Origin of the sequence: Aquiflexum sp. (assembly GCF_041749095.1) — a bacterium.
Classification (GTDB): Bacteria; Bacteroidota; Bacteroidia; order Cytophagales; family Cyclobacteriaceae; genus Aquiflexum.
On the sequence record NZ_JBGTCA010000586.1, the window covers coordinates 1 to 14,812 of the forward strand.

At 42.7% G+C, this 14,812-nt stretch carries 5 protein-coding genes; all 5 read left to right on the forward strand.

The window, feature by feature from the left end; all coding sequences use genetic code 11:
- Nucleotides 1-413 (forward strand): DUF1553 domain-containing protein (locus tag ACEW8O_RS26030; RefSeq protein ID WP_373497553.1); only part of this gene is annotated, 413 nt, incomplete at its 5' end.
- A 1-nt stretch (nt 414) separates the two neighbouring features.
- The gene (locus tag ACEW8O_RS26035) at nt 415-1,923 is read left to right on the forward strand and encodes a DUF1501 domain-containing protein (protein ID WP_373497554.1); all 1,509 of its coding nucleotides are present in this window, start codon (nt 415-417) and stop codon (nt 1,921-1,923) included.
- Between the two features lie 12 nt (nt 1,924-1,935).
- Nucleotides 1,936-3,276, forward strand: coding sequence for a DUF2231 domain-containing protein (locus tag ACEW8O_RS26040; protein ID WP_373497555.1), 1,341 nt, complete (start codon nt 1,936-1,938; stop codon nt 3,274-3,276).
- Between the two features lie 464 nt (nt 3,277-3,740).
- Nucleotides 3,741-12,458: a GH36-type glycosyl hydrolase domain-containing protein gene (locus tag ACEW8O_RS26045; RefSeq protein WP_373497556.1), complete on the forward strand. Its 8,718-nt coding sequence runs from the start codon at nt 3,741-3,743 to the stop codon at nt 12,456-12,458.
- A 210-nt stretch (nt 12,459-12,668) separates the two neighbouring features.
- Nucleotides 12,669-14,702, forward strand: coding sequence for a prolyl oligopeptidase family serine peptidase (locus ACEW8O_RS26050; protein ID WP_373497557.1), 2,034 nt, complete (start codon nt 12,669-12,671; stop codon nt 14,700-14,702).
- The last annotated feature ends 110 nt before the right edge of the window (nt 14,703-14,812 follow it).

A 14,812-nucleotide genomic window follows, 5' to 3' on the forward strand; every position in this document is an offset into this window, starting at 1 on the left:
ACCATCCTGCATTATCCATCTTCGATGCACCCGACCACAGTGTTTCAGTGAGTAAAAGACAGGAGACCAATACCCCACTTCAGGCTTTGGTACTGATGAATGATCCGACTTTTGTGGAGGCTTCCAAGGTTTTGGGTGAAAGGATGCTGGCTTATCCAGAAATTTCCAAGTCTATAGAAGATACATTTCGAAGACTTACAGGAAGAAAACCCAACCCTAAGGAGCTTCAAATTCTTCTGGATTTAAGGGAAAATGAATACCGTAAATTCAAGGCAGATCACAATAAAACAAAAGGTTGGTTGGCCTCCGGTGAATATCAAATTCCCCCGGACTTGGATCCTTTCCACCTGGCGGCCAATGCTGTCACAGCCAGTGCCATTATCAATTCAGACGCTTTTCTAACCAAAAGATAATATGAGTCACCATCACGATGCCCCTCTCAGGTCTTCCAACCGGGATCTTCAGGAGATTGAAAAGAATATGGACAGAAGGAGGTTTTTGACAAAAACTTCTTTGGGGCTTGGTTCCCTGGCCTTGGGCTCGCTGATGGGAATGGAAAAGATATTTGCAGAAAAAGCCCAGACCCAACCTTTGCTTTCTGAGACAACCAATGGATTGGCTGGTTTGCCTCATTTTATGCCCAAGGCAAAGCGGGTGATTTACCTCTTTCAAAGTGGTGGACCTTCCCAGTTGGAACTGTATGACTACAAACCAAAGCTCATAGACCTGCATGGACAGGAGCTCCCCGATTCGGTGAGGGATGGGCAACGTCTTACAGGGATGAGTGCCGATCAAAGTTCTTTTCCCATGACTGCTTCTGCTTTCAAGTTCAGCCAATATGGCCAAAGCAGGGCTTGGGTCAGTGAATTGATGCCCTATACTGCGGAGATCGTGGATGAGCTTTGTTTTATCAAAAGCCTGCAGACAGGTCAGATCAATCATGATCCTGCTATTACTTTTTTCCAGACAGGTCATCAGCTTCCTGGCCGTCCCTCGATGGGCGCTTGGTTGAGTTATGGCCTGGGTTCGGACAACCAAAACCTGCCATCTTTTATCGTCCTGGTTTCCAAAAATGCCGTGCAGGACCAACCACTTTACGCCAGACTTTGGGGAAATGGATTTCTTCCTTCCCAATACCAAGGCATTCAATTCCGATCCGGAAAAGACCCTGTGCTTTATCTTGGAAATCCGGAAAATTACGACGGAAAAGACAGGCGTGAAATGCTCGATTACCTCAAATCATTGAATGAGGTGCAGTTAGATACTTATGGAGACCCTGAGATCAACGCCCGCATCGCCCAATATGAGATGGCCTTCCGGATGCAGACCTCTGTGCCTGAAATTACGGATATGTCCAGGGAGCCTGATTCGGTCTATGAGATGTATGGTGAAGACAGCCGCGACCCCGGAACTTATGCCGCCAATTGCCTTTTGGCGAGAAAGCTCATTGAAAAGGATGTCAAATTTGTTCAACTCTACCATCAGGGATGGGATCAGCACGGAAATCTGCCCGGGGGAATAAAAAACCAATGTCAGAAAACTGACCGTGCGACTGCTGCATTGATCAAAGACCTCAAGCAAAGAGGCTTGCTGGAAGATACGCTTGTCGTTTGGGGTGGTGAATTTGGCAGAACAGTGTATAGTCAAGGGACACTTTCACCGGATAATTATGGCAGGGACCATCACCCACGATGCTTTACCAAATGGATGTGTGGGGCGGGAGTGAAGCCTGGGTTTACTTATGGAGAAACTGATGATTTTGGATATAATGTGGTCAGAGATCCAGTTCATGTGCACGACTTGCAGGCTACGATTTTACATCTTTTTGGGATAGATCACGAAAAACTCACCTACAAGTATCAAGGACGTAGGTTTAGACTCACCGATGTAGAAGGTCATGTGGTAAAGGGTATTTTAACCTAGGGTTGTTAAAATATGATACAAGACCTGATCACATTTATCGGCCGATTTCACCCACTTTGGGTTCATTTGCCCATTGGTTTTTTGATCATTGCAGTCTTTTTTAAAGCGTATGTGGTCTTGGGAAAAAAGCCTGCGATGCAGGAAGCGGTGAGTTTTTCTTTGCTTTTGGGTACAATCAGTGCCTTGATCGCCGCAGTATTGGGTTTTTTGCTTTCCCGGTCCGGGGGCTATGAGGGAGACCTTTTGGATATTCATTTGGTAGCGGGATGGACGACGGTCTTTATTTCTGCCATTGCCTGGTGGGTGAATAAAAATGAGCTCAGATTTGGCAAAAGGCTTAATTATGCTGTGTTGGGTTTTATGATCCTGGCACTTTCTGTCACCGGACATTTTGGAAGAAACCTTACTCATGGGGAAGATTATCTGACTGCCTTTGCACCTTTTGGTGAAAAGCAGGAAGTGACCAAAGGTCGGGTTTTGGCCAAGGCGGAGGATGCAGAGGTATTTACAGATGTGATACAACCTGTTCTCAGGAGCAAATGTCAAAGCTGTCACCGACCCGGAAAAACCAAAGGTGAACTGAACTTGCATTCCTATGAGACATTGCTCAAAGGAGGGGAAAACGGTCCGGTATTTATAGCGGCAGATGCTGAAAAAAGTGAGCTGATCCGTAGAGTAACGCTGCCTGCTGACCACGATGATTTTATGCCGGCCGAAGGGAAAAAGCCACTGACGGAGGAAGAAATCCAATTACTCACTTGGTGGATAGCAAAAGGAAATGCAAATCCCAAAATCTCCTTGATGGATGCGGATGAAGAGATTATTGCATGGGCAAAGCCTAGACTAAATATTTCCGGAGGGGAGAAAATGCTAGCGGTGAGCATCGATACAGTTCATCTTAAAGCTTTGGAGAAAATGGGATTTCGGGTCAGAGTTCTTTCTCATGAATACGGTGCTTTGGATGTGGTTCTTCCCTCGGATGCTGCAAATGGTCAAGCTTCGGATTTATTGAAAGCGCTTTTACCGATCAAAGATCAGATTTATTGGCTCAGTTTAGCTGGGACAGGGATTCAGGATGCTGACCTGAGTCAGATCGCGCAGTTTTCCAATTTGCAAAGGCTGCGAGTAGAAAATAATCCTATCTCGGATTCAGGAATTTCAGCTTTGAGGAGTCTTTCCAAACTCGAAAGTTTGAACCTGAACGGAACCAAAGTCAGCGCCGCAGGTTTGGAACCACTTGCTGAAATCAATTCACTCAAATCCCTTTTCCTCTGGAATACTACTATTGAGCCTCAGGATAAAAAGGTGGAAAAAATAAGTTCTACCGGGGTCAAGGTGGTCTTTGGAAGTTGAAATAGATTTGGTTAGCTACTAATGGAAAAGAATTTCGAAACACATTTACAATGTAGTACTCAGAAGAGTCTGTTATCATTTTTTACAGAAAAAATTAAATCATTTTTGAATTTTCAACATCCATTGATCTATTAAAACTAGGGATTTCTATTTATGAAATGATGATTTTAATTAAATTAAAATAATTAACTTCACAAAAATATAAATTTTCAAATATATAATTTTCCAAAAAGTTTTCCTGTCCCTCATTATTCCTTTTGAAAAGTGGGTAGAATCAGGAGGACTTTTGTTGATTATTTATAGAAGTATTTGAAAAGTGAGTTAGGTGGAATAAAATCCGATTTAATCATTGTACTAATTCCCTGATTGCTTTTCCCATTCATTCACAAGCCTGGAAATACACATAGGAATTTTCCTTGGACTTTTCTATTTACAAAATGAAGGCTTTCTAAATATAAATCCACATGAAGGTTTCCGCAAATTCAGTATTAGATATCATGTCGCGTATAAGGCCTTCTTTCCAAAGGGATGGCATCTTCAGCCCTGGACAGAAAGAAGCTCCCTTTAGATCTGAGCTCTATAGCTCTGATCAGATGGATCGGCATGGTAAAATATTGGCACAATCCCATACGCTTCTCGAAAAAACGTCCCCCGATAAACTACTTAAAAGACTGGGCAACAATGAGAAAACTTTGTTGGAAGTCCGAAATCTGTTGGTTGAAAGGATCAGGACAGGTAAAACTATAACCCCTGGAGCCGAATGGCTCTTGGATAATTTTTATCTCATTGAGGAGCAAGTTGTCATCGCACGAAAGCACTTGCCAAAAGGATATAGTGAAAACTTACCTTATTTGGCGGATGGAAATTCCGCCAAAATGCCGAGGGTCTATGATATAGTTCTGGAAATCATATCACACAGTGATGGAAGGGTTGATATTAAAGGACTTACCAGCTTTATCGGTGCTTATCAAACACACACCATACTCACTTTAGGAGAATTGTGGGCAATTCCTATCATGTTAAGGTTGGCAGTGATAGAAAATATCAGAAGGGTTTCAGCCGGGATTGCTTTGGATATGATAGACGATACATTGGCTGATTATTGGGCTGAGCGGATGATCACTACCCTAAAGGAAGAACCGGGAGACCTTATCCTTACCATTGCGGATATGGCTCGAGAAAAGCCGGTGCTGGAAAGTTCTTTTGTAGCTGGTTTTACCAGGAGGTTACAGGGTGAAGGACCTTCATTGGCCTTACCCCTAAGTTGGATGGAGCAACAGTTGACAAGGATGGGGACGAGCAGCAGTGAACGTGTTCTGGTGGAAAACCAAAAACAGGCGGCAAACCAGGTTTCTGTTCGAAACAGTATCGGAACACTAAGGTTACTTGGGGCTACTGACTGGAAGGAGTTTGTAGAAACACTAAGCCGAGTAGATCACACTTTAAGAAAAGATCCAGCGGGCATTTATTCATTCATGGATTTTTCTACAAGGGACCGATATCGTCATGTTGTGGAAGCCATTGCAAAAGCAAGCCCACATTCCGAATTGGAAGTAGCGGTGAAAGTGATTGAATTGGCAAATAATGCAGCTGAATCAAACCAACAACCTTTTAAAAAGCAACATGTAGGCTATTACCTAATCGATAAAGGACTTGAACACTTAGAGTTAGCTGCAGCTATGCGGCAAAGTCTCAGACATAAAGTTGTGAGGACAGCCGGAAGGTTTACTGTATTCCTATATTTTTTTTCCATTATGGCCATCACGCTCAGTTTCGCTGCGATAATGTGGTACATGGCATTCAGATTTGGAAATCTCCCTGATTGGATGCTGGCTTTGGTAGCCATGTTATCCTTTTCAGGATCTGCTCAATTAGGTGTTTCTTTTGTTAACTGGCTTTCGACGGTCATAGTGAAACCTGAACTACTTCCCAGAATGGATTATTGTCGTGGCATTCCTCCTGAGAAGAGGACACTTGTGGTGATTCCTACCATGCTCAGTAGCAAACTTTACATAGAAGAGCTTGTCGAAGCATTGGAAATAAGGTTTTTGGCAAATAAGGAAGAAAATCTCCACTATGGTTTGCTGACTGATTTTATGGATGCAGATTCGGAATCAATGCCTGAGGATCAAAGCTTACTGGAATTAGTTGTCAGCAAAATCGAAGATCTGAACCAAAAATATGAACGCCATGGTGACGAAATATTTTTTCTGTTTCATCGTCCCAGGACATGGAATCCCAAGGAAAAAAAATGGATGGGTTATGAACGAAAAAGGGGAAAATTATCAGCTTTAAATTCATTGCTGAGGTCTGCTGGAAAGAATGAATTTTCTATGGTTACAGGAAATCACAGGATGTTGACCAATGTCAAATACGTTATTACGTTGGATTCGGACACTCAGCTTCCAAGAGATTCTGCATGGAAACTTATTGGAACTATGGCTCATCCGCTCAATCAGCCGATTTACAATCCTAAAAAGAATAGAGTAATTGAAGGATACGGGATTCTTCAACCGAGAGTGGCTGCTAGTCTTCCCAAAAAATCAAAGAGCACTTTGTATTTGCGTCTATATGGTAATTTAACCGGAATTGATCCATATACCAAAGTATCTTCAGATGTGTATCAGGATATGTTTGGGGAGGGCTCTTTTATAGGAAAAGGAATTTATGATGTTGATATTTTTGAAAAGGCAGTCAATGACAAGTTTCAGGATAATAGGATTCTAAGCCATGATTTATTGGAAGGAGTTTACGCGAGAGCGGGATTATTAAGTGATGTGCTTTTGTATGAAGAGAATCCTTCTAAATATGGGAGTGATGTTCGACGTCGGCACCGTTGGATTAGGGGTGATTGGCAGATAGGCGCATGGATGCTTCCTTTTGTTTCAGATCCTAAGGGAAAACTTACTAAAAACCCGCTTTCCACTTTGTCTAGGTGGAAAATCATGGACAACTTAAGAAGGAGTTTATTGCCTGTTTCTTTGATCTTACTATTACTGTTGGGTTGGTCCATACTTCCTTTCCCTTGGTTTTGGACAGCTACTGTGACTATCATAATATTGTTTGCTGTTATGGCTGCCGCAGGTTGGCAGTTAATCCATAAACCCAAAGACTTGGATTTCCGCGCACATTTAGCTGAAGTCAGCAAATCAGTTCAGAGAATCATTCTTCAGTTTATTTTTGGCATTGCAATTTTGCCCAATGAAGCCTACAATAATATGGATGCTATCTTTCGCACCAATTGGCGATTGATTGTCTCCCATAAAAAATTATTGGAGTGGACTCCTTCTGCTAATGCGTCCGCAGATTCTGGAAACAATATCTTTTCCGCTTACAAAGAAATGTGGGTAGGTCCTTTGTTGTCTATATCTTGTGTTATATATTTTTTAGCAACAACAGATTTAGGAGCATTTTTAGTCGCTTCACCAATGCTAATTCTTTGGTTTTTGGCTCCGGCGCTTTCTTGGAAACTTAGTATTCCAGAGTCAGAAAAAGATATTATTTTACCTTTTGTACAGACAGCGTTTCTGCACAAAACTTCAAGGAAAACCTGGTCTTTCTTCGAACAGTTCGTAAATGAGGCAGAAAACTGGCTACCGCCGGATAATTTTCAGGAACATCCGGTGGAAGTCATCGCCCATCGAACCTCTCCTACAAATATGGGTTTGGCTTTGTTGGCTAATCTTTCAGCATATGATTTCGGCTACATCTCAAACGGAGATCTTTTCCATAGATGTGATAGAACACTTGCTACGATGCTCAGAATGGAGCGTTTTAAAGGGCATTTTTACAATTGGTATGACACCTTGAGCTTGGATACATTACATCCAAGATATGTTTCCACTGTTGATAGCGGCAATCTGGCCGGACATCTACTTACCCTGAAACAAGGATTGTTGGGGATAAAAGAACATCCTGTTTTTTCTGTTCGGAATTTAGAAGGACTGCGAACTACTATATCTATACTTCAGGATGTTTTTCAGGAAGATCCTGACCCACTGGTAGAAAAAATTGCTGTTAAATTGGATCAAGCGATTGAACAGGATAGCAGGTCTTTAAGTAAGGTGAAGAAACTGCTGGATGAGCTTTTGATTTTGAGTCAGGAATTATTGGAAAGCACACCAGAAAGCAGTACCGGTCTTTTCAAATGGAAAATCCGCTTTCATCATCAACTAAAAAGCGTCATGGAAGACCTTATTCAGCTTATTCCATGGCTGGATTTATTAAAGGTTATGGAGAGTTCCAAGCATTTTGCCTTACTTGATCATATTCCCTCACTGAGAGAAATAAAACATTTATATGACCGGTTTTTATTAATGGTAAGTGAAGATCTGATAGGAGAACAGCTTCAAAATGAAGATGGGTTAGACCGCATAGAAACTTTATTGAAAGCAGGAGTAACCCAAGCAAATGAAAGAATATTACATTTTGAGCAATTGGCCGAACAATGCGAAATACTTAGTGATATTTCTTATGAATTCTTATATGATAAAACAAATAACCTTTTACGAATCGGCTATAATGTAGATGAGCAAAGAAAAGATGATGGGTATTATGATCTGCTTGCCTCGGAGGCCCGTTTGGGTATTTTTGTTGGAATAGCCCAAGGTAAACTGCCCCAGGAAAGCTGGTTTGCTTTGGGCAGACTTCTGACAGACTCAGGCGGAGGCCCTATTTTGATTTCTTGGAGCGGTTCTATGTTTGAGTATTTAATGCCTCAGCTGGTAATGCCTGCTTTTGAAAACACACTTTTGTACCAAACCAATAAATCTACCGTAACACGACAAATCGAGTATGCAAAATCGAGGGGTGTTCCTTGGGGTATATCAGAATCAGGGTACAATGGGGTTGATACCAATATGAATTATCAATACCGGGCTTTTGGAGTTCCGGGTCTTGGACTAAAGCGGGGATTGGAAGAAGACTTGGTTGTAGCACCCTATGCGACGATGTTGGCTTTGATGGTTTCCCCTCAAAAAGCTACTTCCAACCTACAGCTTTTATCAGAAGAGGGATTTGAAGGTGAATTTGGGTTTTATGAAGCAATTGATTATAACAAAAGCCGTCAGGCCAGGGGGTCCGATCATAGTGTAGTCCAATCTTATATGGTGCATCATCAGGGTATGGGACTACTTTCTTTGGCTTACGTATTGTTGAATAGGCCGATGCAGGATAGGTTTTTGTCTGAATTACGTTTTCAGGCCACTTTATTATTGCTTCAGGAGCGTATTCCAAGAGCGACATTATTCTATGCACATATGGAAGATCTTCCCGAAACACAGATCGCTTCCAAAGAGATCTATATGAGGATTATTAACAAATCAAATACCCGGATCCCTGAAGTACAACTCTTAAGCAACGGCCGTTATCAGGTGATGGTTACCAATTCCGGAGGAGGTTTTAGCAGATGGAAGGGCATTGCACTTACCCGCTGGCGGGAGGATACCACAAAGGATGACAAAGGAATATTTTGCTATATCAAGGATGTCAAAAGCGGACAATTTTGGTCTAATACACATCATCCAACAATGGTCGCGGCTATAGATTACCAGGTGGTATTTTCTCAGGGAAATGTTGAATTTAAAAGACAGGATGCCGGTATTGAAACCAAAACGGAAATTGTGGTTTCGCCTGAAGACGATACAGAGATGAGGAGAATCAAGGTGATGAACCGGACTAAATCTGTAAAAATTTTGGAAATAACCAGCTACGCTGAAGTAGTTATGGCTACACAGGCTTCTGATGAAGCCCATCCGGCCTTCAGCAATCTTTTTGTCCAGACTGAAATTATACCTGAATACACGTCAATTCTTTGTACCCGCAGACCACGATCGGAAGAGGACAATCCACCATGGATGTTTCATTTGATGGAAGTACATGGTGCAAAGGTCGAAGACGTTTCATTTGAAACTGACCGTCTTGAATTCATAGGAAGAGGAAAGACCTTAGCAAATCCTCAGGCTCTGCATGTGGATGCACTTTCCGGTAAAGATGGAGCTGTCCTTGACCCTGTTTTATCCATTAGATATCGAATCATCTTAGAGTCAGGTCAAACTGGTGTAATTGAGCTGATCTATGGTATAAATGAAACTAGAGAAGGGTGTGAGAATCTTCTGCACAAATATCGGGACAAGCATCTAAAAAAGCGGGCTTTTGAGCTTTCCTGGACACATAGTCAGGTATTGCTCAGACAAATAAATGCCTCTGAAGGAGATGCTCAGCTATATGATCGCTTAGCTGCTTCCCTAATTTATGCCAATCCGAAATTGAGGGCACAGGCTTCAGTGATTGAAAGTAATTTCAGAGGACAATCAGGTCTGTGGAGCCATTCTGTTTCAGGGGATATTCCGATTCTCTTACTTCATATACATGATCCTGATAGCCTGGATTTAGTGAGGCAATTGGTCAAGGCACATGCTTATTGGAGATTAAAAGGTCTGGCTGTTGATCTAGTCATTTGGAATGAGGATTACGGATCTTATAGACAGGAATTACAAGAGCAGATTCAGGGATTGATCAATACGGAGTTAGTCAGTAATATGATCTATGGAAAAGCGGGCAGCATATTTGTAAAGTCTGCCGACCAAATTTCCCCTGAAGACAGAAGTCTTTTTGGAAGTGTAGCCCGTATTATCTTACATGATAATAAAGGAACACTTTCCGAGCAGGTAAACAGGCATTATGAGGTTGGGATTGTGCCTAAATTACTCCAAACAAATCCAAGAGCAGTTGACCCCATAGAATTGGAAACCACTTTACAGGATGACCTTTTGTTTTTTAATGATTTCGGAGGATTTACACCAGATGGGTTGACCTATAAAATTGTTACAGAAAAAAATAAAACTACCCCTGCACCTTGGTCCAATATCCTGGCCAATCCAAATTTTGGTTCTGTTGTTTCTGAAAGCGGATCAGCCTATACATGGGCATTAAATGCACATGAATACAGGATCACTCCCTGGAATAACGATCCGATCTGCGATATCGGTGGTGAAGCTTTTTATCTTAGAGATGAAGAAACCGGAGCTTTTTGGTCTCCGATGCCATTTCCATCGAAAGTCAACTCCAGATATATCACAACTCATGGTTTCGGGTATTCTTCTTTTGATCATATTGAAAGTGGTATAGAATCACATCTGGTTACCTTCGTGGACAAGGATTCTCCTATAAAATTTATTGTTCTGGAGTTAAAAAATCGGTCTGGAAGAGAGCGGGAAATATCTGCCACCGGCTTTATCGAGCTAATCCTGGGAGATGTACGATCCAAAACGAATATGCACATTTTACCGCGATATGATCAGGAAACCGGTGCATTGTTGTTTACAAACAGATACAATTCTGTTTTTGGGGACAGGGTTACGTTTTTCAAAGTAGATGGCCCAAACCAGAGTTATACTACCGATAGAGCTGAATTTATTGGACGAAACAGAAGCCTGAAGGATCCCGAGGCGCTTTATCGCACAAAACTTTCCGGAAAAAGCGGTGCAGGAATGGATACTTGTGGAGCTTTACAGGTAAAGTTTGATTTACTGGATGGTGAGGACAAAACTATCGTTTTCAGGATGGGTAATCAGGAAAATCTTCAGGAGACACTGGCATTGATCAGGAAATTCAGAACTATTGATGATGTATGGAATTCACTAATTCAAGTTCAGCAATATTGGAAAGAAGTTTTGGGTGCGGTTCAGGTGGAAACTCCTGATCCGTCTCTTAATATTTTAGCGAATGGTTGGTTGATGTATCAGACATTAGCTTGTCGGATATTCGCCCGGAGTGGATTCTATCAATCCGGAGGAGCTTTTGGATTTAGAGATCAGCTACAGGATGTGTTGGCAGTTTTAAATACCCAACCCAATCTGGCAAGAAAACAAATTTTGTTAAGTGCATCCAGACAGTTTGTAGAGGGTGATGTCCAGCATTGGTGGCATCCTCCTGAGGGAAGAGGTGTCCGAACACGTTGCTCTGATGACATGCTGTGGTTGCCATTTGTGGTTTCAAGATATATTGCTGCTACAGGGGATAAGGATCTTTTAAATGAATCAGTAGGCTTTCTGGAAAGCAGGCCGCTTTATCAGGAGGAGGAATCTTTTTATGATCTGCCTGCTAGCGGAAACTTTTCTGCTTCTTTATATGAGCATTGTGTCAGGGCTATCAAGCACAGTCTTCATTTTGGAGAACATGGATTGCCCTTTATCGGGTCCGGCGATTGGAACGATGGTATGGACCGTGTTGGAATCAAAGGTAAAGGAGAAAGTGTCTGGCTGGGATTTTTTCTTTACGATGTATTGCAACGGTTTAATCCAGTGGCGATCGAATATGGAGATACCCAGTTTGCTGAACATTGCAAAAATGCAGCAAATAGGCTGCAGTCCAATCTAGAAACCGGGGGTTGGGATGGAGGGTGGTACCGACGGGCCTATTTTGATGATGGCAGTCCCTTGGGATCAAAAGAAAATGAAGAATGCAGGATTGACGCCATTGCACAAAGCTGGTCAGTCCTTTCCGGTGCCGGAAGTGAGCAGCGACAATTGACTGCTATGGCCTCACTTGATCAACATCTTGTTAGGAGAGACCTGAATCTGATCCAATTATTGGATCCTCCATTTGATAAAAAAGGTCCAAACCCAGGTTATATCAGAGGCTATGTTCCCGGTGTCAGAGAAAACGGTGGCCAGTATTCGCATGCAGCGATCTGGACCCTTATGGCATTCGCCAAACTGAAGGACAGGGAAAAAGTATGGGAGTTGTTCAGCATGATCCAGCCGATAAACCATGGATCAGATTCAGGGAAAAGCCAGGTTTATAAAGTTGAACCCTATGTGATGGCGGCAGATGTATATGCAAATATTTCCCATAAAGGGAGGGGAGGATGGACTTGGTATACAGGGTCATCAGGATGGATGTACCAGTTTATAATAAGCTCATTAGTGGGGCTGGACCTGCAAAAGGATCATTTACAGTTCATTCCATGTTTTCCACTTTTTTGGCCTTCTGTTACGGTTCATTACAGGTTTGGTCAATCAACTTATAAACTTACCGTTATCCAAGAGGATGGTGAAGGGGGTTCCAGGTGGAAAATGGGAGATCAGGTAGGGATCGGAAACGTCTTTCCTTTGACAGATGATGGAAATCATCATGAAGTAACTGTCCATGTTCAGGTTACAAAAAATATTCTGACTTGAAAAACAAAGTGATTAGCTATCAGTCATCGGACTACGGAAAAAGAATAAAGGTTAGGTGAATAAATTAAACCAAGTAAAAAAATCCCTATCTTATTTATTGTCAAATATATCAGGAACTTCTCCAAGAATGGTAGAAATTTTCCAAACAACTCGGCATTGTCACCCCTACTCGAAAATAAGGAGAAGGAATAAATTAAAAACTATAGAACCATGAAAAAAACTTTTATCCTATTCCTAACGCTAGGTTTCCTGCTGAATCTAGGAGCCTATGCCCAAGAAAAAACCATTCTTGAACTGACCGACCTCTTCAATATGGAGTATGTTACCGATCCGCAAATTTCCCCGGATGGCTCCCAGATTGTCTTTGTCCGGAATTATAAAGACATCATGACTGACCGGGATTATTCCAATCTATGGGTCAGTAATATGGACGGTTCCCGCATCCGCCAACTCACCATGGGCAACCAACGCGACTATGCTCCACGATGGTCCAATGATGGGAAGAACCTGACTTTCCTCTCCAATCAACAAGATGATAAGGTCAAACTTTTCCTAATGCATATGGATACAAGGGAAACTGTAACACTGACCAATACGGCTTCTCCTCCCGGCACCGTATCCTGGAGTCCTGATGACCGGCAATTGGCATTCACGCAGTTTGTGCCGGAAGCCAAAAAATCCATGCTGACCATCCCAGGAAAACCTGAGGGTGCGGAGTGGAATGCCCCTCCCATTTTTATCGATGGATTGAATTACCGGGGTGATGGGGCAGGATATCTGAAACCCGGAAAATCCCAGATTTTTACCTTGGGAATCGATGGGGGAACGCCCAGACAACGCACTTTCACTTCCCATAATCACGGAAGTCCCATTTGGGCAAATGACGGGAAAAGCCTTTTCTTCTCGGCTAACTTGCATGAAAACCATGAGTTGGAACCGGCAAACCCGGAAATCTACCAACTGGATTTGTCCTCAGGCGAAGTTAAAGCTTTGACTTCAAGGTTTGGACCGGATGGTAATCCCACTCTTTCTCCTGACGGAAAACTCATTGCATTTACCGGCAATGACGATACATTCCAAGGCTATACCGTGACCAATCTCTATGTGATGAATGTGGATGGAAGCGGGGTAAAAAATCTGACTTCCAGTCTGGACCGGGATGCCCGCAATCCTCAATGGGAAGGGAATGGCAAGGGCATCTACTTCCAATACGATGAATTTGGGGACACCAAAATCGGGCATGTTGCCCTCACAGGAAAAATACGAACAGTAGTCGAAGGTCTTGGAGGATTGGATTTGGGAAGGCCATATAATTCCGGGACATTCACAGTCTCTACCAATAATCGTTTTGCTTTTACCCAAGGCGGTGCGGAGCGTCCGGCTGATCTGGCAATCTGGAATAATGGAGAAACCAAACGGCTCACAGCAGTCAATGACGATTTGTTTTCCTTCCGGAAAATCGGAAAAACCGAAGAGATCTGGTGGGAATCTTCTTTTGACCAAAAGCGGGTGCAAGGTTGGATCGTGACTCCTCCCGATTTTGACCCCGATAAAAAATATCCTTTTATCCTTGAGATTCATGGTGGTCCCTTTGCCATGTACGGGCCATCTTTTGCTTACGAAATTCAAGCTTATGCAGCAGCAGGCTATGTGGTGCTCTACACCAATCCGCGCGGAAGTACAGGTTATGGAGAGGAATTTGGCAATGCCATCCACCACGACTATCCCAATCATGATTACGAAGACCTGATTTCCGGAGTGGATGCGGTGATTGCCAAAGGCTATATCGACACGGATAACCTTTTCGTAACCGGAGGATCAGGCGGGGGAGTTTTAACGGCTTGGATCATTGGTAAAACAGACCGCTTCAAAGCTGCTGTTGTAGCCAAGCCGGTGATCAATTGGACGAGTTTTGTACTTCATGCAGATTCCCCGGCATTCTTTGCAAAGTATTGGTTTGGGGCTATGCCATGGGAGGATCAGGAGAATTACTGGAGAAGATCACCACTATCACTCGTTGGAAATGTGAAAACCCCGACTATGCTACTTACAGGAGAGCAGGATTTTCGGACTCCGATTTCTGAATCTGAACAGTATTATGCAGCCCTCAAACTCCAAGGCGTGGAAGCTGCAATGGTTCGTATTCCCAACGCTTCCCATGGCTTGGTGAATAGACCGAGCATGCTGATGAGCAAGACAGCCTCCATTTTGAGTTGGTTCAACCATTACAGGGATAAGCAATGATTTATCACCACAGGTACCTGAACTTTGTTGGCTGGGAAAAAAGCAATTGAATGATTATCTTAAAAAACAACAAGTAGGAAACCTTTTCGCTCATTTACAACGTACTAGCT

What these genes read in the sequence shown, in the direction of transcription:
- ACEW8O_RS26040 (WP_373497555.1), top strand. Translation starts at nt 1,936, where the DNA reads ATGATACAAGACCTGATCACATTTATCGGCCGATTTCACCCACTTTGG.
- ACEW8O_RS26050 (WP_373497557.1), top strand. Translation starts at nt 12,669, where the DNA reads ATGAAAAAAACTTTTATCCTATTCCTAACGCTAGGTTTCCTGCTGAAT.
- ACEW8O_RS26045 (WP_373497556.1), top strand. Translation starts at nt 3,741, where the DNA reads ATGAAGGTTTCCGCAAATTCAGTATTAGATATCATGTCGCGTATAAGG.
- ACEW8O_RS26035 (WP_373497554.1), top strand. Translation starts at nt 415, where the DNA reads ATGAGTCACCATCACGATGCCCCTCTCAGGTCTTCCAACCGGGATCTT.